Below are 24,829 nucleotides of genomic sequence, written 5' to 3'. Positions count from 1 at the left end.
CGCGATATATCAAAACGGCCCTCCCCGTAGCGGGACGGAAGGCCCGGAAATCAGTCGGCGGAGTCGGTGGATTCCGGCGGGTCGAAGCGGTAGCCGACGTTGCGGACGGTGCCGATCAGGTGTTCGTATTCGCCGCCGAGCTTGGCACGCAGGCGGCGGACATGCACGTCGACGGTGCGGGTGCCGCCGTAGTAGTCGTAGCCCCACACCTCCTGCAGCAGCTGCGCGCGCGTGAAGACGCGCCCCGGATGCTGGACGAGGTACTTGAGCAGTTCGAATTCCTTGTAGGCGAGGTCGATCGGCACGTTGCGCAGGCTCGCCGTGTACCCGTTCGTGTCCACGACGAGGTCGCCGCAGCGGATCAGGCCGTCTTCCTGGCCATCGGCTCCGGACGCGGGAATCGTGCCCGCCGTCGCCATGCCGACGATGTTGCCGCGCTCGGAGACGAGCCGCAACCGGCCCTCGACTTCCGCCGGCGACGCCGTGTTGACGATGACGTCGGCGATGCCCCACTGCGAATTGATGACGGTGAAGCCGCCCTCGGTGAGAATCAGGATGATCGGCGTCGACAGCGACGCCGCGTGGATGAGCCGGCACAGTGTCTTCGCCGTGGCGAGGTCGTCGCGGGCGTCGAGGAAGAGAATGGTCTGCTCGGGCATCTTGACGAGGCTCGCGGCGTCCATCGGCAGCACGCGCACGCGGTGCGACAGCAGCGCCAGCGACGGCAGGACGGTGGCCGGATCCGTGGCAAACGTCATCAATGTCAGGTCTGTCACGGCCGTCCCCCTTGTCCCTGCGCTTTTCGCCGGGGCTCCCGCGAGCGCATCCGCGGGCGCTTCCGCGGGCGCCGCATGGCGCCGTATGCCCATAAAGTTTACTTACCCGGGCATTTTTCGCAATTTCGCCCGCACTATGTGGGCACTTGCGACTACATTGGGATTGCATTGGCATCGACGACATGGAGGAACAGATGACGGAGCGCACGGACGGAGATCGGCAGGATCGGCTCGAAGCGGCGACCGGCACGCACCGGCCGTTCGGCTGGGTATTGCTCACGCAACTCGTCGTCTACGCGATCATGATCGTGCTCGGCGCCTGCTCGAACGGCGACCAGCTCGACCCCGACTCGCTGTCGTTCTCGCTGACGACGACGGCCGTCGTCGCGATGATCGTCATCTACGCGTTCTTCAACCCGCTGCGCGACGGCATTCCCGGCCGCATCGTCGCGCTCGTCTGCGGCTTCCTGTCGATGATCTTCGCGACGACGCCGATCCTCGGCAACGCGTTCTTCCACGGCCAGCAGATCGTCGACCGCGACGGCGCCGTCGCCGCCGGCTACATCATGCCGCAGGCGTGGCTCGCCGGCGCCGCCATCCTGTTCGTCGTCGTCATCGTCGCCGCGTTCGTCTGCCAGATGGCGCGCGAGGATCGTTCCCACCTGATCGTCAGCCTGTCGGCGGCCGTCCTCGACGGCATCGCGTCGATCGCCGTGGCCGGCTGGTGCTTCCTGCCGGCGATGTTCTCGAACGCGACCGTCGTCAATTTCTACGGCAACTCGTCGCTGCACGCGGCGTGGCTCGCCGGCTGGATCTGCATCGCCGTCGTCGCGATCTGCCTCGGCGGCGTCTCGTACACGTGGAATCGCGACGCCGACCCGTACCCCGGCGCGCACTGCCCGTGGCTCGGCATCGGCCTGACGCCGGCGATGTTCCTCGGCGGCATCGTCGCCGTCGCGGCGCTCGCGAACGCGTTGTGCTGAGTCGGAAAGCTCGCTTTCGGGACGGGAGAATCGTTCGAAATCGGAACGATTCTCCCGTTTTATATTGCTGGCCGCCTACTTTTTCTTCCCCGCGGAAGCGGTGCGGGTAAGGTGTTGCCTGTACCGCAACCACTGCTAAGGAGACTTACTATGGCAGAAACGTTCAATGTCGTCGTGGAGATCCCGCGCGGCTCGAAGAACAAGTACGAAGTCGACCAGGCGTCCGGCCGCGTGTTCCTGGACCGCACGCTGTTCACGGCGATGGGCTACCCGGACGATTACGGCTACATCGACGGCACGCTCGGCGAAGACGGCGATCCGCTCGACTGCCTCGTCATGGTGAGCGACTCGGTGTTCCCGGGCTGCATCATCAAGTGCCGCGCCGTCGGCCTGTACCACATGGTCGACGAAGAGGGCGGCGACGACAAGGTCCTCGCCGTGCCGGACGACGTCCGCTACGACAACATCCAGGACATCAGCGACGTTTCCGAGTACCACAAGGCGGAAATCAAGCACTTCTTCGAGCAGTACAAGGCGCTGGAGCCGGGCAAGGAAGTCATGCCGGGCGACTACTGGGCCGACAAGGCGACCGCCGAGAAGGAAATCAAGGCCGCCCGCGAGCGCCTCGCCGCCTCGCTGAAGGAAGAGGAAAAGAAGGACGCCGTCGAGCAGAAGGCGATCTCCGAGGACCTCGGCCTGTGAGCTAAACTGCCGAACTGAAGCGTTCATGGAAAAGTCCCCTGCACCAGCAGGGGACTTTTCCATGTCCGGAACAGCCAGGCTCCCTGGAAAAGGAGCTTCTACTGCCTCACACCTCGACGGAGAGGATGTGGGCGACGTCGGCCCACGGGGCGAGGGAGACGTAGTTCTCCCAGCTCCACTCGAACTCGCGGCCGGTCAGCTCGTCGCGCACCTTGAACGGGCGGTCGGTCGGCAGGCCGAGCTCGTCGAGCGGCACGTGGACGAGCGTCTTGTGCTCGTTGTGGCCGTCGAGATTGACGACGACGATGACGGTGTCGTCCTTGCCGGTGCCGGAGTAGCGGCCGTCGGTGCGGCGGGCGAACGCGACGATCGACGGATCGTCGGTCTTGAGGACCGTCAGGTTGTGGTACGAGCGGCACGCCGGGTGCTTGGCGCGGGCGGCGTTGAGCGACGCGAGCAGCACCGAGATGCCGTACTCGTCGGCCTTCGACCAGTCGCGCACCTTGATCTCGTACTTCTCGTTGTCGGCCTGCTCCTCGGTGCCCGGCATCTGGTGGTTCTCGATGAGCTCGTAGCCGTTGTAGATGCCCCAGCTCGGCGAGCCCATCGCGGCGAGGACGGCGCGCACGGCGTGGCCGGCCACGCCGTTGTCGCGGACGTACTCGGTCAGCGTGTCCGGAGTCGTCGGCCAGAACGTGTTGTGCTGGTAGTAGCCGCCGACGCCGTTCGTCTCGGCGAGGAACTCCTCGAGTTCCTCCTTCGTGTTGCGCCACTGGAAGTAGCAGTGGGACTGCGTGAAGCCGGCGTAGGCGAGCGCGCGGACGATCGACGGACGCGTGAACGATTCGGCCAGAAACAGCACTTCCGGGTGCTTCTTCTCGACCGCGGCGATGACGTCCTGCCAGAAGCGCACCGGCTTCGTGTGCGGGTTGTCGACGCGGAAGATCGTGACGCCGGCCTCGATCCAGTGGTTCATGATGCGCACGGATTCCTTCTCGATGCCCTCGAGGTCGTTGTCGAACGCGATCGGGTAGATGTCCTCGTACGTCATCGGCGGGTTCTCGGCGTGGGCGATGGTGCCGTCGGCCTTCGTGTTGAACCATTCCGGATGCGCCTTGACCCACGGGTGGTCCGGCGAGCAGTGCAGCGCGAAGTCGAGCGCGACCTCGAGGCCGAGCTCGTGGGCGCGGGCGATGAACGCGCGGAAGTCGTCCATCGTGCCGAGCTGCGGGTCGACGGCGTCGTGGCCGCCTTCTTCCGATCCGATGCCGAACGGCGAGCCCGGATCGTCCGGTCCGGCGACGAGCGCGCCGTTCCTGCCCTTGCGGTTCGTCGTGCCGATCGGCGAGATCGGCGGCAGGTAGACGATGTCGAAGCCTTCGGCCTTGGCGCGTTCGAGGCCGGAGACGGCCGTCTTGAAGTTGCCGGGCACGATCTTGCCGGTGGCCTCGTCGACGTAGGCGCCTTCGGAGCGCGGGAAGAACTGGTACCAGGCGGCGAAGCTCGACTTCGGACGCTCCACCCTGAACGGGTGCGGGCGGCTTTCGGTCAGGCCGTCGCGCAGCGGGTGCTCGGCGTGCAGCACGGCGATGTCGTCGTTGTCGGCGGCGGCGAGTCGTTCCTCGGAGGACAGGTCGGTGTTCGCGACGACCTTGGCGGCCTCGGTCAGCTGCTTCTTCCCGGCGGCGGACAGGCCGGCGTCCCTCGTCTTCGCCCAGCGCACGAGCAGCTTGGCGCCGTACTCGAGCGTGTTCTCGACGTCGTCGTCGTTCTCGATCTTGATGCGGGCGTCGCGCACCCACGAGGCGTAGGTGTCCTCCCAGCCCTGGATGACGACGGTGTGGTGGCCGAGCTGCTTCTTGATGTCGGCGTAGCCGTCTTCCCACGGCAGCAGGTCGGAGTGGTCGGCCGCCTGCAGCGTGGCTTCCCAGATGTCGAGGCCGGCGTTCGTCTCGGTCATCGGGACGGTGCAGATCGCCTTGCCGCGCGCGTTGCGCAGCACGGCGGTCGCGCCGACCTTCGCGCGGCCTTCCATGAAGACTTCGGCGCTGACATGGAACGGTTCGCCGAGCTCCACGCGGGCCGGGAAGACATCGTCTTCCACGCTCGGGGCGAAACTCATGATGTCGACGCGGCCGAACTCGTTCGGCTCTCCGATCGCGATCGGGACGGCATGGCCGGCGCCGTTCTCGACGACCGGCTTCGCGGCCTTCGAGGATCGGGACGACCTCGTCCTCGCGGCGCTCCTCGAGGACTTCGAGGACGAGCCTGCGGCCTTGCGGCGCGTGGTTTTCGTCGTCTTCGCGGCGGTGCCGGCGGCGGCGTTGACGGTGGCGTCAGGGGTGCCGGCGGCGGCCGTGGCGGCGGATGCCCCCGTCGCCGCGACGTCGCCGCCCCCGACGGGAGCGGCCTGCCCGGACGCTCCTGCGTTGGTGTTTTCGTATGTGTTATCAACCATGGTTCCTCATTCTATGGTGGAAAAGGTCAAAAAAGTGAAGTAAATGTTGATTTTTTGCGAATATGAACTATTTTTTATCCCTTTGTCCCGAGATATGGACGGTTCCTTCGCTTCCGTCGCATTTTTGACCGCCTGTGGAAAACGAACGATTCGTCCACACACCCCCTTTCGGTTTCCGTGCGGCGTGCGGATCGTGCCAAGCTCGGGGGTGTCCGGAAGACGACGGCGACTTCCGGCTCCGGCGGCGGCGACGAGGCCGCGCACGACGAGAAGGAGGAACCATGACGATTCGCAACGATCACGCCCGGCCGCCGCTCGGTGAGCGCGACCGCCGACGCAACGACGGCCGCCACCATGACGGCCGCTCTCTGGACGGCAGGCGCCGCGACAGCCGGTTCGACGGCAGGCGGCACGACTGCGGGTTCGACGGCAATCGCGACCCACGGCTTCAGTCCGGCGGCGGCCTGTTCGCCGACGAACTCGGCGACAACTGGCCATGGGACGACGGCCCGATGCCCGACGGCGTCTTCGTCCACATTCCCGACGGTCCCGATCCCGGCCCGTCCGGCTGGTCGCTCGTCGACCGCACGGCCGACAGCCCCGCCGTCGACCGATCCACGGCCGCCGCAGCCGACAGCTTCACGTCCGGAATCCCGCGTAGGCCCGACGAACGTCGCCGCACCGTCGAAGTTCGCCGCCGACCGGGCAACCGGCAGGGCACCCGCGACACCGCCCGTTCGCCGCGAGGTCCCGCCAGTCTTGCGACAAAACTGATGTCGGTACTGGCGGCACTGCTGACGCTGCTCGGCACCCCGGCCTCGGCACTCGCAAGCACGACCACACTTGCGACCAGCACGTCCGTCCCCGGCCTGATCGTCATCGCGATCGCCGCCGTCTTGATGCTCGCGTCGTCCCTGACGATGATGGTGCACGCCCACCGCCGACCACCGGTCCCTCCTCGCAACGAGGACGACGGGTGACAGTATTAGATATCGCAAACTCGAGCTGCCAGCTCGGGTTTGCGACATCCAAACAGACCGCCAAATAAAACCAAACTTCAGTCCGACACGCCGAGCTTGACAATCACCCGCTGCTGACTATGTTTAATAGAGCTGCTTGAAAGCAAGCAAGCCGTCGCGGGGTGGAGCAGCTCGGTAGCTCGCTGGGCTCATAACCCAGAGGTCATAGGTTCAAATCCTGTCCCCGCTACCAATAACAGAGGCCGGAAATCGAAAGATTTCCGGCCTCTGCGTATTTCAACAACAAATCCTGCAGGCACCTATCCAACAACTGTCGAACTGTTCGAAGCAACGAGGCAAAGCCTTACCAGATCACTTCCTTAACGACGGAGTCGACGGAAAACTCAGTTGCCCCCCAAGTTTTCATGACAGTGCGCACTCAAGATAATGAAGCATCAACTCTTTCCAGACTGGAAACCATGTTTCATTGACGCAACCGGATATTAGGAAACCCGTTCCTCCCAAAACGTGATGAGATGGGGGGGCGAACTCTCTCCTTGGAGGGAGTCGCTGAGTGGCGCAGTTGCGAAGTGGCGGGAGCAACCAGTTCTCTCCGAAGTAAGGCCATCGCCTTTTTGGGATCGGTTCGCCGCAGCCGGGGCTATGTCCCGTCCCCGCAAACCGGCGGTCACCTCCGGCGACCAGCATCCGTCACCGACCCCACACGGGAAAAGCCATCAACCACGGCGGTCCCATGCAATCCCGTTTCCAGTCGCATCGAACAAGTCATGCCAGCGGCTTCCATCGCGGTACCCCGCTTCCAATTCACCGACCCAGCTGGAAGCCGGGTCACGCTGGAAGCCCCCGAAGCGTGACTTCCTTTCCATCTCGTCTGGCAAACTGGCAGGAATGTCATACCCGGATGTCTCGGAACGTGACCCTGCTTCCAGCCAGTTCCGGAAACTGGAAAGGGCAGCGAGGTCGCGGCCCTTGAGGCGGTATCTTGCTTCCAGTTCGCGCACGGGACTGGAAGCAAGATACCGTCCGAAAGATCATCGAACAGTACTTTTCTTCCAGTTTCGCGCGTGAACTGAAACCGACGAACCGCGGGGATACAGGCTTGACGGAACGGCGGGGTTCAGCTCGCGACGAGCCAAACTCAGGGGGGCACCCAATCCGTATGCCACCATCATCAACAAAGGCAGTGCCGCGCACGCATTTTTAGAAAGGCGTGTGTCAGCCCCATGCTTTCCATGGTTCAAATCCATGCCGTTACGAGCTCGCGCCCGCAGCCTTCCGTTGCCAGAAGACGCTCCAGATCGCGGATAGTACCAACTTTCTGGTTCACGTTTCATTGCATTGTGCCTCTCGACTGAGTTCAAGGTCTTGTCAACACTCCACGTGCGTTTTTCGTCTCCGGAGCACTTCCGGCGACATCGATGTTGATGGCCGCATTCAGGTCACGATCGATCGTCAACCCGCAGTTCGGACAATGGAACACTCTTTCCTTGAGGAACAGCTTGGTTCTTACTGTTCCGCAGGAACTACACGTCTTTGAACTGGGATAGAAACGATTCACTACGTGAAGGGCAGCCCCGTTCTCCAAGCACTTGTATGTAAGTTGCCGCCGAAATTCTCCGAAGGAGGCATCCTGCAGTCCACCAGCCAACCGATGATTCCGCATCATGCCTTTCACATTCAGGTCTTCGACACTGATTTCGTCATACGTTTTCGCCAGAAAGGTCGTCGTCTTGTGAATGGCGTCATTGCGGCAATTCGCGGCATGTCGGTGAATGTGGGCGACCACGTTACGCTGACGCTCTCTACGCTTCGAGCCAGGCCGCTTTCTGGCCAGCTTGCGCTGCGCCTTGCGCAGGCTACGCGCATGCTTTTCCAGTGCGCGCGGATTGGGAAAGACAACGCCGTCCGAAAGCGTGGCCAACGATTTCAACCCCAAGTCCACGCCAACAGAGCGAACGGTCTTGCCCCGAGATCGAGCGGGAGCATTTGGCGTTTCTGGATCCTGTACCGTCAAGCTGGCATACCAGCGTCCTGCTTCGAGAAAGATCGTCATCCGAGTGACATGGCGGTTCCCCACACGCTTTCTGACATTCTCCATGCAATGAACGCGGCCAATTCTTGGGAGCCTGAGACCGTACGAATCGTTTTCGATAATTCCAAATATGCCGGTGGTATAGGCGAAATGTAGCCGACCGCCTTTCTTCGACTTGAACTTCGGAAAACCAATCTTTCCGCATCCCTTGTCGCCGACCCGGGAATCCGCAAAAGTTCTCAACGCTCGGGAGAGAGATTCAATGCCGGAGCTGAAAGCCTCCTTGCTGTATTTCCGCCACCACGGAGCGACTGTATCTTTCTGGAGATTCCACCACTTGCGCAGAGAATAGAAGCTCCAGGAGATAGAGTCACCGTTGTTCCTCGCCTCAAGCACGTGCCGAAGAACACAATTGTAGGCGAATCTGTACGCGCCGGCATGACCTACCAGCTGCTTCTTCTGAGCAGGTGATGGATCCAGCGCCACGACGACTCCGCGATACATGGGTTCTGTCTTTTCTCTGTCAACCGGTCGCCGACCCCGCTTCATTGCCGAAGTCGGTTTTTGCACATAAGCATAGAATATGCATCAATCGCGAGGTCTTCATATTATTGGGCTTGCCATTCTTTCGACACACCTTTTCGTCCCGTCTTGTTCCTTTCCACCCCGCGTCCGAGACACAAATCCCGATTCAGCCGATTCTTGTGATGTCACGATCCTGAGATGCAATCTCGGGTTCGCAACATCATCAGGAGGACTAGAATGGCGGGCTAAGGAACGGGCTACCGACGAACGGAGGAATCGTGGCACGAGAGAGCAAGGCGGCGCGGCTGAAGAGGATGCATCTCGAGTACGCCGAGCTGTGCGAGGAGATTCCGGATCCGAAGTGCGCGCTCAACTTCACGAATCCCTACGAGCTGCTCGTCGCGACGGTGCTCAGCGCGCAGTGCACCGACAAGCGCGTCAACGAGGTCACGCCGGCGCTGTTCGAGAAGTATCCGGACCCCGAGTCGCTCGCCGACGCGAATCCCGACGACGTCATGGAGATCATCCACTCGCTCGGCTTCTTCCGCGCGAAGACGGAACATATCCTGTCGCTCGCGTCGGCGCTCGCCGACGGCAACGGCGGCGTCGTGCCGTCGACGATGGAGGAGCTCGTCGAGCTGCCGGGCGTCGGCCGCAAGACGGCGAACGTCGTGCTCGGCAACGCGTTCGGCGTGCCCGGCTTCCCGGTGGACACGCACGTCATCCGCGTCACCGGCCGCCTGCGCTGGCGCGACGACTGGGCCGACGCGCACCCCGACCCGGTGAGGATCGAGAAGGAAATCACCGCCTGCTTCCCGCCGGAGGAATGGACCGACCTGTCCCACCGGCTGATCCTGCACGGCCGCATGGTCTGCAAGGCCCGCCGCCCCGACTGCGCGCACTGCCCGCTCGCCGGCACCTGCCCGGCCGCCCCCGGCTTCCTCGCCAAGGAAGCCGAACTCGCCGCCGCGAAGGCCGCGAAGAAAAAGGCGGCGAAGAAGAAATAAACAAATAGGAACGATTCACCCGACAAATCGTGATTTGTGTCGCATTAACAACCGCTTTCGTCCGAGCGCGAATTTTCAGGGGATTCCAACCCCTTCGAGGTAGTCGGCTTTCGTTAGACTCGCAATTATGAAGAGGAACGCCCGTGGGGGACTGAAGGGAATCTGGATCGCCGTGGCGGCCATCGTGGTCGTCGCCGTCGTCGTGTCGATTTGCTACATGCTCAACCGCACGAACACGCTGCCGTCGGCGTCGTCGGTCGACTCGGATTCCACGTTCGTCATCGGCCTGACCGACGAGCCGGACTCCCTCGACATCCGCACCGACGACGACCCGGCGATCGCCCGCGCGCTGCTCGACAACGTCTACGAGACACTCGTCGGCCGCGACAACGACAACAATCTCGTCGCCGGTCTCGCGTCGAGCTGGGACGTCTCCGACGACGCCCTCACCTACACGTTCCACCTGCGCCGCAACATGACGTTCGCGAACGGCGACGCGCTGACGGCCGCCGACGCCGTCTGGTCGCTCCAGCAGATCGTGCAGAACAAGTACGTCGGCTACGACGCGCTGACGAACCTCAAGTCGGTGACGTCGCCGGACGATTCGACGCTCGTCATCGCGCTCTCGGCCCCGAATCCGGCGCTGCTGCGCGTGCTGTCGGGCCGCGCCGGCATCGTCTACGACGCCGACCAGCCCAACGTGGACTATGCGAAGCAGACCGCGGGCAGCGGGCCGTTCACGGTCGGATCGTTCACGACCGGCAAGATCGTCCTCGAACGCAACGACCACTACTGGGGCACGGAACCGCCGGCGTCGCAGATCACGCTGCAGTACTACGACAACGAGACGGCGCTCGTCAACGACCTCGCCAACAACGTCATCAACATGGCGCTGCCGACGCGTGCCGCGTCGATCGACGACGCCGCCGGCAACCCGACGTTCGACGTGAGCGAGGGCACGAGCAGCCAGAAGGTGCTCGTCGCGTTCAATTCGGCGTCGTCGTCGCCGCTGTCCGACCAGCAGGTGCGGCAGGCCGCCCGCTACTCGCTGGACGCCGCCGGCATCGCGAAGTCGCAGCCGGACGCGCTCGCCGAGCTCTCCGGCCCGATCGGCCAGCTCGTTCCCGGCTACGAGGATCTCGACTCGCTGTTCCCGTTCGACATCGCGAAGGCGAAGTCGCTGCTCGCGTACTTCCGCGCCGACTACCTGACGACGATCGACCTGATCGTGCCGATCCGCTACCAGGACCTCGGCGAGACGATCCAGTCGAATCTCGAGTCGGGCGGCTTCTCGGTCAATCTCGAGGTGCTCGACGCCGCGACCGTCGACAGCCGCGTGAACTCCGGCGACTACGACATGGCGCTGATCACGATGACCGGCACGAACGACTACGCGCAGTTCGCGTCCAGCGACAATGTCTTCCACTACGTCAGCGGCGAGGCGCAGCAGGAATACAGGGACGCGATGGCCGCGACGAACGACGACGACTATGTCGCCGGCCTGCAGAAGTTCGCGAAGACGGTCTCGCAAGACGCGGCGTGCGGCTGGCTCTACACCCGCAAGGACTTCGTCGTCACGAAGTCGCGTCTGCAGGACTATCCGACGAACTTCACGTCGGTCTACCTGCCGCTGCGCACGCTCAAGCGGTAGCGGCGTGCGGACGGACGAATCGTTCCGGCTTGCGAAAGCCGCCGGAACGTCGGAATTTCGAACGATTCTTCCGTCCCTCTCTCCCCCGCCGTCGGGCCGCGCCGCAACCCCTGCCTATGTCACGCGAGATTCTTAAACTGAAACGCATGACTGAAAGCCAGAACATCACCGTTACGGCCAATCTCACGCCGCTGCCGGACAAGGTCGGCGTCGATGGCCTCGAAGCCAAGTGGGGCGAAACCTGGGAGGACGACGGCACCTACAAGTTCCGTGGTTCGAAGGAGCGTTCCGACGTCTATTCGATCGACACCCCGCCGCCCACCGTCTCCGGTTCGCTGCACGTCGGCCACGTCTTCTCGTACACGCACACCGACATCATCGCGCGATTCAAGCGCATGAACGGCTACGACGTCTTCTACCCGATGGGCTGGGACGACAACGGCCTGCCGACCGAACGCCGCGTCCAGAACTATTACGGCGTGCGCGTCGACACGTCGCTCAAGTACGATCCCGACTTCGTGCCGCCGTTCGAGGGCACCGAGGGCAAGAAGATGAGCGCGAAGGACCAGGTCCCGATCTCGCGCAAGAACTTCATCGAGCTGTGCGAAAAACTGACCGCCCAGGACGAGAAGCAGTTCGAGGCGCTGTGGCGCAAGCTCGGCCTGTCGATCGACTGGTCGCAGACGTACCACACGATCGGCGAGCACCCGCAGCGCGTGGCGCAGAAGGCTTTCCTGCGCAACCTCGCCCGCGGCGAGGCCTACCAGAAGGAAGCGCCGGGCCTGTGGGATGTCACGTTCCAGACGGCTGTCGCGCAGGCCGAGCTCGAGTCGCGCGAGTACCCGGGCTTCTACCACAAGATCGCGTTCCACCAGGAAGACGGCACGCCGCTGTACATCGAGACGACGCGTCCGGAGCTGCTGGCCGCCTGCGTGGCGCTGATCGCCCACCCGGACGACGAGCGCTACCAGCCGTACTTCGGCAAGACCGTCACGTCGCCGCTGTTCAACGTGGCCGTCCCGGTCCTTGCCCACCCGGCCGCCGAGATGGACAAGGGCGCCGGCATCGCGATGTGCTGTACGTTCGGCGACGTCACCGACGTCGAGTGGTGGCGCGATCTCAAGCTGCCGACCCGTTCGATCCTGCAGAAGAACGGGCGAATCGTCATGGACACTCCCGACTGGATTACCGACGAGGAGGGCAGGCGCGTCTTCGGCGAGCTGGCCGGCAAGACGACGTTCTCGGCGCGCAAGGCGCTCGTCGACGAGCTGCGCGCGTCCGGCGACCTCGACGGCGAGCCGGTGCCGACGAAGCGCATGACGAACTTCTACGAGAAGGGCGACAAGCCGCTCGAGATCGTCACGTCGCGCCAGTGGTACCTGCAGAACGGCGGCACCAACATGGAGCTGCGCGACGAGCTGCTCAAGCGCGGCCAGGAACTGGACTTCCACCCCGACTTCATGCGCGTGCGCTACGACAACTGGGTCAACGGCCTCAACGGCGACTGGCTGATCTCCCGCCAGCGCTTCTTCGGCGTGCCGTTCCCGCTGTGGTACCCGCTGGACGCCAACGGCGAGCCGGACTACGACCACCCGATCACCCCGTCCGAGGACATCCTGCCGATCGACCCGACGTCCGACGTGCCGGAAGGCTACACGGAAGACCAGCGCGACCAGCCGAACGGCTTTACCGCCGAGCAGGACATCATGGACACCTGGGCCACGTCGTCGCTGACGCCGCAGATCGTCACCCGCTGGGCCGAGCCGGGCCAGGAGAACGAGGACATCTTCAACGCGACGTTCCCGATGGACCTGCGCCCGCAGGGCCAGGACATCATCCGCACGTGGCTGTTCAGCTCCGTCGACCGCGCCGACCTCGAGAACCACTGCCTGCCGTGGGCCAACGCCACGCTGTCCGGCTGGATCCTCGACCCCGACCACAAGAAGATGTCGAAGTCGAAGGGCAACGTCGTCGTTCCGGCCGAGCCGATCGAGAAGTACGGCGCCGACGCCGTCCGCTACTGGGCGGCCTGCGCGCGCCTGGGCCTCGACGCCACGTACGACGAGGGCCAGATGAAGATCGGCCGCCGCCTGGCGATCAAGCTGCTCAACGCGACGAAGTTCGCGCTGGCGATCGGCCGCGAGGACGAGAACCACCATGTCGGCGAAGCCGCCACGGCAAACTGGGACCCGGCCGACGTCACCGAGCCGCTCGACCGCGCCGCGATGGCCAAGATGGCGCTCGTCATCCGCGAGGCGACGAACTATCTCGAGAACTACGAGCACTCGAAGGCGCTCGAGGTCATCGAGAGCTACTTCTGGCAGTTCTGCGACGACTACATCGAGCTCGTCAAGAACCGCGCCTACGGCACCGCCGACTCGACCGGCAACATTCCGTCCGAGCAGGCCGTCAAGTCCGCCCGCACGGCCCTCGGCCTCGGCCTCGACGCGTTCGCGCGCCTGCTGGCGCCGTTCCTGCCGTACGCCACCGAGGAAGTCTGGAGCTGGATGCACGCCGGCGAGGGCTCCGTCCACCATGCCGAGTGGCCGAAGGCGCTGCCGTACGCGAACGCCGCGTTCCGGGTCTCCCCCGACCTGCTGGCAAACGCCGGCCAGGCGCTCGCGGCCCTGCGCGGCATCAAGTCGAAGGCCAAGGTCTCGATGAAGACGCCGATCCTGTCGGTCAAGCTCGCCGTCCCGGACGACGTGCGCGAATCGATCAAGGCCGCCATCGGCGACATCGCCGAGGCCGGCCGCGTCATCGGCGACTTCACGTTCGAGCGCGCCAGGGAGGTCGTCAACGAGCTGCGCGAAAGCCGCGGCGAGGAGCCGGCCACCGAGGAGGAACTCGAGACGATCGTCGTCGCCGACAGCGAACTCGGCGAGCCCCCGGCCAAGAAGCCGAAGCAGCCGAAGAACTGAGTAATGGGCATGGCTCCATGAGAAAGGCTCCCGCAAGGGAGCCTTTTCCATAATGTGACTTCGCACTTTCCGACAGGTCATTTGAGAAGTGCGAAGTTTTCGGGGCCTCCGGTCCGGAATATGAGCCGGAATGAAGAAAAACTTCGCACTTTCCGAATGACCTCGCGGAAAGTGCGAAAGAGGCTCCCCGGGGAGCCTCTTTCCAACCCCTCGGGACCTCACTTGAGGGCCAATAATTAGGCAAACACGTCCAATACGCCCGGATCGTCGCCAGCGTCGGCGATGCGCTTGTGGCGCTTTTTCGCCTCGGTGACGACGAAGTCGCGGTACATCTCGGCGATTTGCGGGTCGAGGCCGGCGGCGGCGGCGATCCGGCGGAATCGTTCGAGCTGGAATTCCTCGCGCTTGTAGTCCGCCGGCGCGAAGCCGGCCTTGGCCTTGAGAACGCCGACCTGCGCCGTGCACTTGAAGCGCTCGGCGAGCATGGCGACGATGGCCATGTCGATGTTGTCGATGGACTGGCGCAACTGCGCGATCTTCGCGACGGCGTCGGCGACCTTCGGATCCTGCCAGTCGCCCTCCGCGTCGATGACTGTTTCGTCGGAGGTGTGTTGTTTGGTCATGGTGTCCAGCTTAGTGGGAGACAGTCCCATATCCCGCATGGGGCAACTGCTGGACCGGCACCGTCACCGTCAAGCCGACACTGGCGAGACAGTCCCATATCCCGCATGAGGCAACTGCCACGCAAGGCCCCATGTTGGCCGCTGCCCCATGCACGGCTTGCCCGAGAGTGAGGCAACTGCCAACCGGATAATAAAAACGGCAGTCAACTCACGCCAGAATCGTTCCAGCGTGAGTTGACTGCCACGAGAGCGGCCACTTTGGCAACTCTCCCATGCTCATGACCGATAAGCGTGAGTTGGCTGCCACAATTGTCACGAATCTGGCAGCCAACTCACGCTGACAGCCAACTCATGCTGGCAGCCAGCAGCCGACTCACGCCGGACAGCCAACTCACGCCGGCAGGATGGCTCAGTTCAGGCCGTTGTTGCCGCCGACGCCCTGGATCAGGGAGGCGAGGAAGTCGCGGTTCGTCGGGCTCTTCTTGAGGCGCGGCACGATCGTCGAGTAGGCCTGCTCCGGCTCCATGCCGCCGAGCAGCCTGCGCAGGCGGTAGATGATCGGCAGTTCCTGCGGCGGCGTGATCAGCTCCTCACGGCGCGTGCCGGAGGCGTTGATGTCGACGGCCGGGAACATGCGCTTGTCGGCGAGCTCGCGGCTCAGGCGCAGTTCCATGTTGCCGGTGCCCTTGAACTCCTCGAAGATGACCTCGTCCATCTTCGAGCCGGTCTCGACGAGCGCGGACGCGATGATCGTCAGCGAGCCACCGTTCTCGATGTTGCGGGCCGCGCCGAAGAACTTCTTCGGCGGGTACAGCGCCTGCGCGTCGACGCCGCCGGACAGGATGCGGCCGGAGGCCGGCGCCGCGATGTTGTAGGCGCGGGCGAGGCGCGTCATCGAGTCGAGCAGCACGACGACGTCCTGGCCGAGCTCGACGAGGCGCTTGGCGCGCTCGATCGCCAGCTCGGCGACCGTCGTGTGGTCGGAGGCCGGACGGTCGAACGTCGACGAGATGACCTCGCCCTGGACCGTGCGCTCCATGTCGGTGACCTCTTCCGGACGCTCGTCGACGAGGACGACCATCAGGTGGACTTCCGGATTGTTCGTCGCGATCGCGTTCGCGATGTTCTGCAGCGTGATCGTCTTGCCGGCCTTCGGCGGCGAGACGATGAGGCCGCGCTGGCCCTTGCCGATCGGCGCGCACAGGTCGATGAGGCGGCCGGTCACGCGGTTCGGCGCCGTCTCCTGCTTGAGCCGCTCGCTCGGGTACAGCGGCGTCAGCTTGCTGAAGTTCGGACGGTTCTGCGCCTCTTCGACGCTCATGCCGTTGATCGAGTCGATCGACTGCAGCGGCACGAACTTCTGCCGCTGGTTGCGCCGGTCGCCCTCGTGCGGCGGCTTGATCGAGCCGTGCACGGCGTCGCCCTTGCGCAGGCCGTACTTCTTGATCTGTCCCATCGAGACGTAGACGTCGTTCGGGCCCGGCAGGTAACCGGACGTGCGGATGAACGCGTAGGAGTCGAGCACATCGACGATGCCGGCGACCGGCACGAGATCCTCGGCCTCGTCGCGGCGGTCGCGCTCGTTGCGGTCGTTGTTGCGCTCGCGGCGGTCGGACTGCTCGTCGCCGTGCCGCAGGTTGCGGCCGCGGCGGCGCTCGTTGCGGTCGTTGTTGCGGCCATTGCGCTCGTTGCGGTCGGCATTGCGGTCGCTGGAACGATCCGCGCGCTCGTTGCGCTCGCCACGGTCGGCATTGCGGTCCGCGCGCTCGGCACGGTCGGCGTTGCGGTTGTTGCGGCCGCGGCGCGGCGACTCGTCGCCGTTCTGGCCCTCGGGCAGCGCGGCGAGGATGTCGTCGAGTCCCTGGGCGCCCTGCTGGTCGGCATGGTCGTCACGCGAGCCGCGGCGGCGACGATTCTCGCGCTGCTCGCCGTTGCGGTCGGCATTGCGGTCCGCGCCACGGTCGGCGTGACGCTCGGCACGATCCGCGCGCGCCCCGTGATGCTCGGCGTCGATCGCCTCGAGGAGGTCCTCGGCGGCGTGCTCGGCGATCTGCTCGACGGCCGGATCGACGTCGGCGTGACGGCGACGCACGCGGCGGTTGGCCAGGCGCGGCTCCTCGTCGGCGTCCGTGATCGACGTGCGGATGTGGTCGACCGGAGCCGGCGCGCCGGCGGCGCGCTCGACGCGGCGACGGCGCGTGCGCATCGGCTGGCCCTCGAGGTCGGCGTCGCCGAGCGTCGTCGTGCGCGGCTGGGCCTCATGATCGGCATGCCCGGCACGGTCGGGGCGGTCGGCGTGTTCGGCGACATGGTCCGCATGCACGGCATGGTCGACGGCATGATCGGCTGCGCGCTCCGCACCGCGGGCGGCATGGTCGGCAGCGGCCGGCGCGGCCTCGTTCGGGGAAGCGGCGGAGACGTCCTGCGCGGCGCCCGCGGCGTGCGGCTGCTCGGCGAGCAGCGCCGCGGCGGCGTGGTCGTTGGCCTGCGCAGCGGCCTTCTTCGCGGCGGACGCGGCGCCCGTGGCGGCCGGCGCCGCGTCGCGCACGCGCGGCTTGACATCGCCGGCGGCGGCTTCGGTCTTGCCGCCCGCCGGAACGGATGAATCGTTCTTGCCGGCGGCCTGCGACGGCGCGGTGTCCGCGGCCGGCGCGCCGCCCTTCCGGACGGACTCGATGGCGTCGATCAAGTCACCCTTGCGCATGCTCGACGTGCCACGCAGACCCATCTGCTTGGCGAGCTCCTTGAGCTCGGCCATCTTCATTTCCTTCAGATTCGGGCTAGTTGCCACTATGGTTTGCCTTTCCCTGGCATGCAGCAATGCAACGGCTGCAGTGAAAGATTGTCGCGGGATCGCATGCCCCGCCAATTGAAGTTCCCGGCAACGCCGTGCCGCTGGAACTTGAATTACCATACAACATCTGCCCGACCAACGATTTCCCGGCTCGCCGCCTTCCGCCGTTGGCTCAAGAACGGGAAACCAAAGCTCCCTGGAAGGGAGCTTCAAATAAAGGAACGATCCGCACATGACGTGCGAATCGTTCCTGATAATCGGCGACGGAAAGCCTAACTACTTCTCCTCGTGGTACGACTTGTCGGTGTTGACCGACCAGACGTTGGCCTTCGAGGTCTTGCCGGACTCGATGTTGCCGACGGCCTCGATCGCCGTCGCCATCGAGTGGTCCATGTTGTTGTAGCGGTGCTGGCCGTTGCGGCCGACGCAGTACAGGTTGCCGAACGAGTCGAGGTACTCGACGAGCTCCGGCATCTGCGCGTAGGTGTCGAAGTAGGCCGGATAGGCCTTCTTGACGCGCTCGCGGTGCGAGTCGAGGACGTCCTGCGGGCCGCCGATGACGCCCATCTTCGTCATCTCGTGGATGGCGAACTTCGTGGCCTCCTCGTCGGACATGTTCCAGAACGAGTCGCCCTCCTCGCAGAAGTACTCGAGGCCGATCCACACCTTGTCGTCGACGTCCTCGACGAGGTACGGGCTCCAGTTGTTGAAGATCTGGATGCGGCCGACCTTGTAGCCCGGATCCTGCACGTAGATCCAGCAGTCCGGCACGATCGGCGGGTTGCCGAGCGTCGGGATGTCGGTCGTGTTCCTGAGCTTGAGCTTGTCGACGAGCAGGCCGACGGTGACGAAGTCGCGGTACGGCAGGCCGTCCGAGATCGCCTTCATGTCCTCCGGCGCGCCCTCGTTGCCGTCGTGCAGCGCCTGGACGAGGTCCTTGACCGGCATCGACGAGATGAACTCGTCGCCGCCGATCGTGACCTTCTTACCTTCCGGCGTGACGTAGTCGAGCGACGAGATCCTGCCGTCCTCGCGGTTGACGGCGACGACCTTCGCGCCGGTGATGACGTTGACGCCGGCGGCCTCGCAGTTCTGCTCGACCGTTTCCCACAGCTGGCCCGGACCGTACTTCGGGTACCAGAATTCCTCGATCAGCGACGTCTCGACCTCGGCGTTGTCGCGCTTCTTCGGCAGCATCTTCTGGAACGCGTTCTTGAGCACGCCCATGATCGACAGGCCCTTGACGCGCTGGGCGCCCCAGTCCGCCGAGATCTCCGACGGATGACGGCCCCACAGCTTCTCGGTGTAGCCCTCGAAGAACATCGAGTAGAGCTTGCGGCCGAAGCGGTTGATGTAGAAGTTCTCGAGATTGTCCTCCGGCAGCTTGTGCACGACGGACTTCAGGTACGAGCAGCCGGCGACGACGGTCAGCTTCGGGCCCATCGCCTTGAGCGTGGTGGCGTTGAGCGAGATCGGGTAGTCGAGGAAGTGGCGGTTCCAGAAGATGCGGGAGACGCGGTGACGCTTGAGCATGACCTTGTCTTCCTTCTCCGGATCCGGGCCGCCCGGCTCGAGCTCATGCTCGCGGCCGAGCTTCTTGTCGTCGTAGGACGGCGCACCCTGCAGCGGCAGCGTGTTCTTCCACCAGTCCATGATCCGCTCGTCCTTCGAGAAGAAGCGGTGGCCGCCGATGTCCATGCGGTTGCCGTTGTATTTGACGGTGCGGGAAATGCCGCCGAATTCGCCGGTTTCCTCGAGGACGGTCACGTCGTACTTGTCGGCGCCGCCGTCCTTCACGAGCTCCCACGCGGCAGTCAGACCGGCGGGGCCGCCACCGATAATCACTACGGATTGCTTCTGTGACACTGTTGGATTCTCCTTAATTCGGATCGCCATGTCGCTCCTGCATGGCGGGCTTCCGTTCCTCTCGCTTCTTCTCAGTCAGTCGTATGGGAAACCGCGCGGCAGGCTGCCAGATTGTTGATGGTTGTGTCGGCCGGCGAACGAACTGTTCGCCCGGCGGCGTGAATCGTGACGCCGGGGCCGACGACGCATAGTCGTAGCCATCGTAGACCAACGCCTACCCACCGCCCTCGCCGTTCGCCAAGGGTAAAGGCTTTTGGTTGCGGACGGCCCTCCTGTCGATGTCGGTCTTCTGCACTTCCTCGACGTTGACGTCCTTGAACGTGACGATCCGCACGTTCTTGACGAAGCGGCTCGACCGGTAGACATCCCAGACCCACGCGTCGGACAGCCGCACGTCGAAATAGACGTCCTGGCCGGCCGACCGCACGTTGAAGTCGACCTTGTTGGCCAGGTAGAACCGCCGCTCCGTCTCCACCACGTAGGTGAACAGCTTGATGACGTCGCGGTACTCCTTGTACAGGGCCAGTTCCGCGTCGGTTTCGTAGTTATCGAGATCTTCCGCACTCACGGCTTTGTCTCACCTCTCGCTTGTCGTCTGCTTGTCGCGTTCGCTTCGTTCGTCGCGCTCGTGTCGTTGCCGCCGGCCGCCGTCGCCGGCCATCGAACGATTCTCCCCGACCGGGCCGACGAACGGCATTGGGCACGGCACCCGGCACGATCCACGCGACGGCACGATCAGTTCTTCTTCCGGTCCTTCTCGCCGATCGAGCGCGACCGGCCCTCCGAGCGGCGCGCGCCGAGCGTGCGCCACCAGGCGCGCTTCGACGAGGCATGGCCGCCCGCGTTGTACGGCCAGTCGTTCTCGGTATCGGCCTCACCGCCGGCATGCTGCAGTTCGGCACTCTGCTGGACGATTCTTGCGGCCTCGAGCTCCTCCCGCTCGAGATCGCCGAGCGGGCGCCTGACGTCGGCGACCGCGTCGCCGGCCGACACGGCGCCGTCGAAGTCGGCCGGGTCGAACGGGCGCGCGGCGCTCCCGCTTGGCGACGTGCCGGCCGTCGCGGCCGTGGCGCGGGTTCCGTCCGAATCGCGCGAATCGTTCCCGTCGCGCGAATCGTCCGAATTCCTCGAATTCTTCGCGTCCCTCGGGTCCTCGCGCCGGCGCTGCTTGAGCGCCATCGAATGCTCGTGCATCGTCATCGCCTTGTCGAGACCGGGGTTGCCGGGGACGATGTGCATGCCGAACGCGTCGAGCGAGCGGATGGGGTCGTACTCGTCCTCGAGCGTGTCCATGACGATCAGGTCCTGGTACTTGCCGTTGACGGCGTCCCACAGCGCGTCGCGCGACGTGCCCGACGGGACGAACCCGAGCGACTGGTAGACCGAGCGCGGACGCGTGCTCTTCTCCGGCACGGCGACCCAGATGCGATGCAGGCCGAGTCCCTCCGGCTGGTCCGCGAAACCGTATGTCATGACGCGCGGCATGGCGTCGCGCGAGTAGCCGCGGCCGCGGTAGTCCTCGCCGAGGATGACCTGGATGCGCGCCGAACGCGACCAGCCGTCGATGTCGATGAGGAAGATCATGCCGAGGAAGACGGCGCTGTCCTCGTCGAACGGCGTCGCGAAGTTCTCGTTCATTTCCTTCGGCAGTCGCAGGACCGACCAGGCGATCGTGCCGCGGGCCTCCGGATCCTTGATGCCGTCCGGCGCCGAGCTGCGGCCGGCCGACCATGCGATCGAGCGCTGCACCCACGCCCTGACCGACGCCCGCTCGGCCTTGCGGTCCTTGCCGGTCACGCCGGACGCGTTGTGGTAGGCGTTGAGTTCCTCCATCTTCGGCAGGTCGTCGATCGTCGCCGGCCGCAGCATCACCATTTCGCCGCGGATGGTCGGGATGTCGATCCGGTCCGGCAGCTCGCGATCGTTCTCGTTGGCGGCGTCGGTGCGCGGGTTGCGATCCTGCGGCACGGCGTTGTGGTCCTCGTCGAACGTGAAGACGTCCTCGCGGATGTCGTCGGCGACGGCCTGGGCGGCCTCGGGGTTGGGTTTGGGATCCTTCTTCGCCATCGGTGCTCGTGTCCTTCGTTCCATCTGTCCGCGTCGCCCGTGCGTGTGCAAGTGAGTACCGTGTGTACGTGTTGTACGTGTACCCGTGCGTACCCGCTGCGACGCTGTTCACGTTCACTCACGCTAGGCAACAATGCTGACGCCTCGCTGGGCGTGTTGCGTAGGGGGCATGATCCGCCGCCGGCGACTCTCAGTCAAGCATTGTAGTGGATTCCCCCGCTCCCCGGGTCCTCCTTGCGAATGATGGTCACGATTCCTCCCACAAAAAGCATGTCGCAAACCCGGGCCGGCAGCCCGGATTTGCGACATGAACAGGCGAACCAATCCGGACCGGCTAGCCCGGCCGGCCCGGAACGGCCGGGGCTCAGCCCTTGATCTTCTCCATCACGATCTTCGTGACGGCCTTGGCGTCGGCCTGGCCCCTGGTGGCGCGCATGACGGCGCCGATGATGGCGCCCATCGGCTTCATGTTGCCGCCCTTGAGCTTCTCGACGATGTCGGGGTTGGCGTCGAGCGCCTCGACGACCGCGGCCTCGAGGGCGCCGTCGTCGGAGACGACCTTGAAGCCGTGCTTCTCGACGACCTCGGCCGGCGTGCCCTCGCCGGCGAGGACGCCCGCGACGGTCTGCTTGGCCAGCTTGTCGTTGAGCTTGCCGTCGGCGATGAGCTTCTCGACGTCGGCGACTTCCACCGGCGTGATGCTGAGCTCCTCGAGCGAGACGCCCTTGGCGTTGGCCTCGCGGGACAGCTCGCCGAGCCACCACTTCTTCGCGCCGGACGCCGTGGCGCCGGCCTCGACGGTGGCCTCGATCAGGTCGAGCGCGTCGGCGTTGACGATGTCGCGCATCTCGGTCGCGTTGAAGCCCCACTCGCCCTGCAGGCGGTTGCGGCGCTCGCGCGGCATCTCCGGCATCTGCGCGTCGATCTCGGCGATGTGCTCCTTCGTGATGTGCAGCATGACGAGGTCCGGATCCGGGAAGTAGCGGTAGTCGTCGGCGTCCGACTTCACGCGGCCGCCGGCCGTCGCCTGCGACGCCTCGTCCCAGTGGCGGGTTTCCTGCAGGATCTCGCCGCCGTCGTCGAGGATGGCCGCCTGACGGCGGATCTCGTACTGCATCGTCTTCTCGATGCCGCGGAACGAGTTGACGTTCTTCGTCTCCGAGCGCGTGCCGAGCGGGTCGGACGGCGAGTGGCGCAGCGAGACGTTGACGTCGGCGCGCATGTTGCCGTGCTCCATGCGGGCCTCGGAGATGCCGAGGGCGCGCACGATGTCGCGGATGGCGCGCATGTAGGCGCCGGCGATCTCCGGAGCGCGGTCGCCCGCGCCCTCGATCGGCTTGGTGACGATCTCGATCAGCGGCACGCCGGCGCGGTTGTAGTCGACCAGCGAGTGGTCGGCGCCCTCGATGCGGCCGTCGGCGCCGCCGACGTGCGTGTTCTTGCCGGCGTCGTCCTCGATGTGGGCGCGCTCGATCGGCACGCGGAAGACGGTGCCGTCCTCGAGCTCGACGTCGAGGTAGCCGTTGCCGTTCGTCGGCTTGTCGTACTGGGAGATCTGGTAGTTGCGCGGCATGTCCGGGTAGAAGTAGTTCTTGCGGGCGAACTGGCTCCACTCGTTGATCTCGCAGTGCAGCGCCAGGCCGAGCTTGATCGCGTAGTCGACGGCGGTCTGGTTGATCACCGGCAGCGAGCCCGGCAGGCCCAGGCTCACCGGCGTCAGCTGCGTGTTCGGCTCGCCGCCGAACTCGATGTGGGCCGGGCAGAACAGCTTCGTGTTCGTGCACAGCTCCACGTGCGTTTCCAGACCGAAGACGACGTCGTACTTCTTGACGGCCTCGGAATACTTCATCAACTTTTCAGCCATAATGTGTTTCTTTCCTCCGAAGTCTTGTCGTCAGGCGCCCAGGCCATCGAGCCACGGCGTGTTCATCTTCTGCCAGACCGGGCCGTTCCAGCTGTCTTCCAGCGCGGCCTCGAGGGCGGCGGCGGCCTTGTACATGACTTCGTCCTTCTGCTGCGGGGCGACGAACTGGAAGCCGGTCGGCAGGCCGTTGGAGGCCACGCCGGACGGAATCGACATGGCCGGCAGGCCCGCGAGGTTCGCCGGAATCGTGGCGATGTCGTTGACATACATGGCCATCGGGTCGTCGATCTTCGAGCCGAACTCGAACGCCGTCGTCGGGGCCGTCGGGCAGACGAGCACGTCGGCCTGCTCGAACGCCTTGTTGAAGTCGTCGATGATCAGCGTGCGGACCTTCTGGGCGGAGCCGTACCAGGCGTCGTAGTAGCCGGCGGACAGCGCGTAGGTACCGAGGATGATGCGGCGCTTGACCTCGTCGCCGAAGCCGGCCTCGCGGGTGGCGCTCATCATGTTGGCGGCGGTCTGCGGCACGCCGGCCGGCGGCATCACGCGCAGTCCGTAGCGCATGCCGTCGTAGCGGGCCAGGTTCGAGCTGGCCTCGGACGGCATGACGATGTAGTAGGCGCCCAGCGAGTAGTCGATGCGCGGCACGGAGACCTCGATGACCTCGGCGCCCATGTCCTCGAGCATCTTGACGCAGGCGTTGAAGTGCGCCGTGACTTCCGGCTCGAACGCGTCGCCGGTGCCGGAGATTTCCCTGATCAGGCCGACCTTCATGCCCTTGAGGTCGCGCCTGGCGCCCTCGCGGGCCGCGGCGGCGGCCGGACGCGGGCCGGCCGGGATCGACGTCGAGTCGCGCAGGTCGTGGCCGCCGATGATTTCGTACAGCAGCGCGGAGTCGAGGACGGAACGCGTGGCCGGACCGATCTGGTCGAGCGAGGAGGCCATCGCGATGGCGCCGTAGCGGGAAACGCCGCCGTAGGTCGGCTTGACGCCGACGGTGCCGGTGAACGCGCCCGGCTGGCGGATGGAGCCGCCGGTGTCGGTGCCGAGGGCCAGCGGCGCCTCGAACGCGGCGACGGCCGCGGCGGAACCGCCGCCGGAACCGCCCGGCACGCAGCCGGTGTTCCACGGGTTGGCGGTGTTCTGGAACGCGGAGTGCTCGGTGGAGGAACCCATCGCGAACTCGTCGAGGTTCGTCTTGCCGAGAATCGGCATGCCGGCGGCCTTCAGCCGCTCGACGACGGTCGAGTCGTACGGCGGCACCCAGCCCTCGAGGATCTTCGAGGCGGCGGTCGTCTCGATGCCCTTGGTGACGATCATGTCCTTGACGGCGATCGGCACGCCGGCGAGCTCCGGCATCGCGGCCTTCTCGTCGGCGGACAGCTTGTCGAAGGCGTCGGCCTGCTCGAGGGCCTCGTCGGAGGAGACCTTGAGGAAGGCCTTGATCGTCGGCTCGGCGGCCTCGATGACGTCGAGGTGGGCCTGGACCAGCTCGCGGCTGGACAGTTCGCCGTTCCTGACCTTCTCGCCCATTTCGGCGGCGGTCAGCTTCACGATTTCGGTAGCGTTGGTCATGCGGG

General features: G+C 65.2%; 16 protein-coding genes and 1 tRNA gene. 7 read left to right on the top strand and 10 right to left on the bottom strand.

Going from position 1 to position 24,829, the window contains the following annotated elements; all coding sequences use genetic code 11:
• Positions 1-50 precede the first annotated feature (50 nt).
• Positions 51-758 (bottom strand): winged helix-turn-helix transcriptional regulator, encoded by a 708-nt coding sequence (locus tag F6S87_RS06855; protein ID WP_163228059.1) that lies wholly within the window; start codon positions 756-758, stop codon positions 51-53.
• 212 nt (positions 759-970) lie between these two features.
• Here F6S87_RS06855 and F6S87_RS06850 point away from each other — a divergent pair, with 212 nt between their 5' ends.
• Together F6S87_RS06850 and F6S87_RS06845 are read left to right on the top strand one after the other, a co-directional pair.
• Positions 971-1,759, top strand: a complete 789-nt coding sequence (locus tag F6S87_RS06850; RefSeq protein ID WP_163227919.1) for a transporter — start codon at positions 971-973, stop codon at positions 1,757-1,759.
• Positions 1,760-1,909: 150 nt separating this feature from the next.
• On the top strand, positions 1,910-2,461 hold the full coding sequence (locus F6S87_RS06845) for an inorganic diphosphatase (protein ID WP_163227918.1): 552 nt from the start codon (positions 1,910-1,912) through the stop codon (positions 2,459-2,461).
• Positions 2,462-2,567: 106 nt separating this feature from the next.
• Here the strand turns inward: F6S87_RS06845 and F6S87_RS06840 are convergent, their stop codons facing one another.
• The gene (locus tag F6S87_RS06840; protein ID WP_163227917.1) at positions 2,568-4,919 is read right to left on the bottom strand and encodes a maltotransferase domain-containing protein; all 2,352 of its coding nucleotides are present in this window, start codon (positions 4,917-4,919) and stop codon (positions 2,568-2,570) included.
• A 281-nt stretch (positions 4,920-5,200) separates the two neighbouring features.
• On the opposite strand from F6S87_RS06840, the gene F6S87_RS06835 reads away from it, so the two are divergent.
• Both F6S87_RS06835 and F6S87_RS06830 read left to right on the top strand, forming a co-directional pair.
• Positions 5,201-5,899, top strand: a complete 699-nt coding sequence (locus F6S87_RS06835; protein WP_163227916.1) for a hypothetical protein — start codon at positions 5,201-5,203, stop codon at positions 5,897-5,899.
• A gap of 155 nt (positions 5,900-6,054) precedes the next feature.
• Positions 6,055-6,131 (top strand) — tRNA-Met (locus F6S87_RS06830).
• A gap of 1,125 nt (positions 6,132-7,256) precedes the next feature.
• On the opposite strand, the gene tnpB is transcribed toward F6S87_RS06830, so the two are convergent.
• Positions 7,257-8,435: an IS607 family element RNA-guided endonuclease TnpB gene (gene tnpB, locus F6S87_RS06825; RefSeq protein ID WP_163228058.1), complete on the bottom strand. Its 1,179-nt coding sequence runs from the start codon at positions 8,433-8,435 to the stop codon at positions 7,257-7,259.
• 335 nt (positions 8,436-8,770) lie between these two features.
• On the opposite strand from tnpB, the gene nth reads away from it, so the two are divergent.
• The 3 genes from nth to valS all read left to right on the top strand — a co-directional run bounded on the left by nth (position 8,771) and on the right by valS (position 14,035).
• Positions 8,771-9,463: an endonuclease III gene (gene nth / locus F6S87_RS06820; protein ID WP_163228057.1), complete on the top strand. Its 693-nt coding sequence runs from the start codon at positions 8,771-8,773 to the stop codon at positions 9,461-9,463.
• Positions 9,464-9,635: 172 nt separating this feature from the next.
• Complete coding sequence (locus tag F6S87_RS06815; protein WP_163227915.1) at positions 9,636-11,114, top strand: ABC transporter substrate-binding protein; 1,479 nt, start codon at positions 9,636-9,638, stop codon at positions 11,112-11,114.
• Positions 11,115-11,260: 146 nt separating this feature from the next.
• On the top strand, positions 11,261-14,035 hold the full coding sequence (valS, locus tag F6S87_RS06810) for a valine--tRNA ligase (RefSeq protein ID WP_163227914.1): 2,775 nt from the start codon (positions 11,261-11,263) through the stop codon (positions 14,033-14,035).
• A 236-nt stretch (positions 14,036-14,271) separates the two neighbouring features.
• On the opposite strand, the gene F6S87_RS06805 is transcribed toward valS, so the two are convergent.
• The 7 genes from F6S87_RS06805 to gatA form a co-directional block, all read right to left on the bottom strand.
• On the bottom strand, positions 14,272-14,658 hold the full coding sequence (locus F6S87_RS06805) for a chorismate mutase (protein WP_196779155.1): 387 nt from the start codon (positions 14,656-14,658) through the stop codon (positions 14,272-14,274).
• A gap of 409 nt (positions 14,659-15,067) precedes the next feature.
• Positions 15,068-17,572 (bottom strand): transcription termination factor Rho, encoded by a 2,505-nt coding sequence (rho, locus tag F6S87_RS06800; protein WP_407925115.1) that lies wholly within the window; start codon positions 17,570-17,572, stop codon positions 15,068-15,070.
• A 156-nt stretch (positions 17,573-17,728) separates the two neighbouring features.
• The gene (locus F6S87_RS06795; protein WP_163227911.1) at positions 17,729-19,318 is read right to left on the bottom strand and encodes an NAD(P)/FAD-dependent oxidoreductase; all 1,590 of its coding nucleotides are present in this window, start codon (positions 19,316-19,318) and stop codon (positions 17,729-17,731) included.
• A gap of 214 nt (positions 19,319-19,532) precedes the next feature.
• A complete protein-coding gene (locus F6S87_RS06790; protein ID WP_163227910.1) occupies positions 19,533-19,886 on the bottom strand; it encodes a DUF2469 domain-containing protein in 354 nt (117 codons plus the stop codon).
• A gap of 167 nt (positions 19,887-20,053) precedes the next feature.
• Entirely contained in the window at positions 20,054-21,385 is a 1,332-nt protein-coding gene (locus tag F6S87_RS06785) for a GNAT family N-acetyltransferase (protein WP_163227909.1), read from the bottom strand.
• Between the two features lie 364 nt (positions 21,386-21,749).
• Positions 21,750-23,249: an Asp-tRNA(Asn)/Glu-tRNA(Gln) amidotransferase subunit GatB gene (gene gatB / locus F6S87_RS06780; RefSeq protein WP_163227908.1), complete on the bottom strand. Its 1,500-nt coding sequence runs from the start codon at positions 23,247-23,249 to the stop codon at positions 21,750-21,752.
• Between the two features lie 30 nt (positions 23,250-23,279).
• Positions 23,280-24,824, bottom strand: coding sequence for an Asp-tRNA(Asn)/Glu-tRNA(Gln) amidotransferase subunit GatA (gene gatA, locus F6S87_RS06775; RefSeq protein ID WP_163227907.1), 1,545 nt, complete (start codon positions 24,822-24,824; stop codon positions 23,280-23,282).
• Between the last annotated feature and the right edge of the window lie 5 nt (positions 24,825-24,829).

Source organism: Bifidobacterium choloepi (assembly GCF_010667615.1).
GTDB lineage: Bacteria > Actinomycetota > Actinomycetes > Actinomycetales > Bifidobacteriaceae > Bifidobacterium > Bifidobacterium choloepi.
The sequence above is the reverse complement of the archived record's forward strand: the minus strand, read 5'-3'. Positions and strand labels throughout refer to the sequence as shown.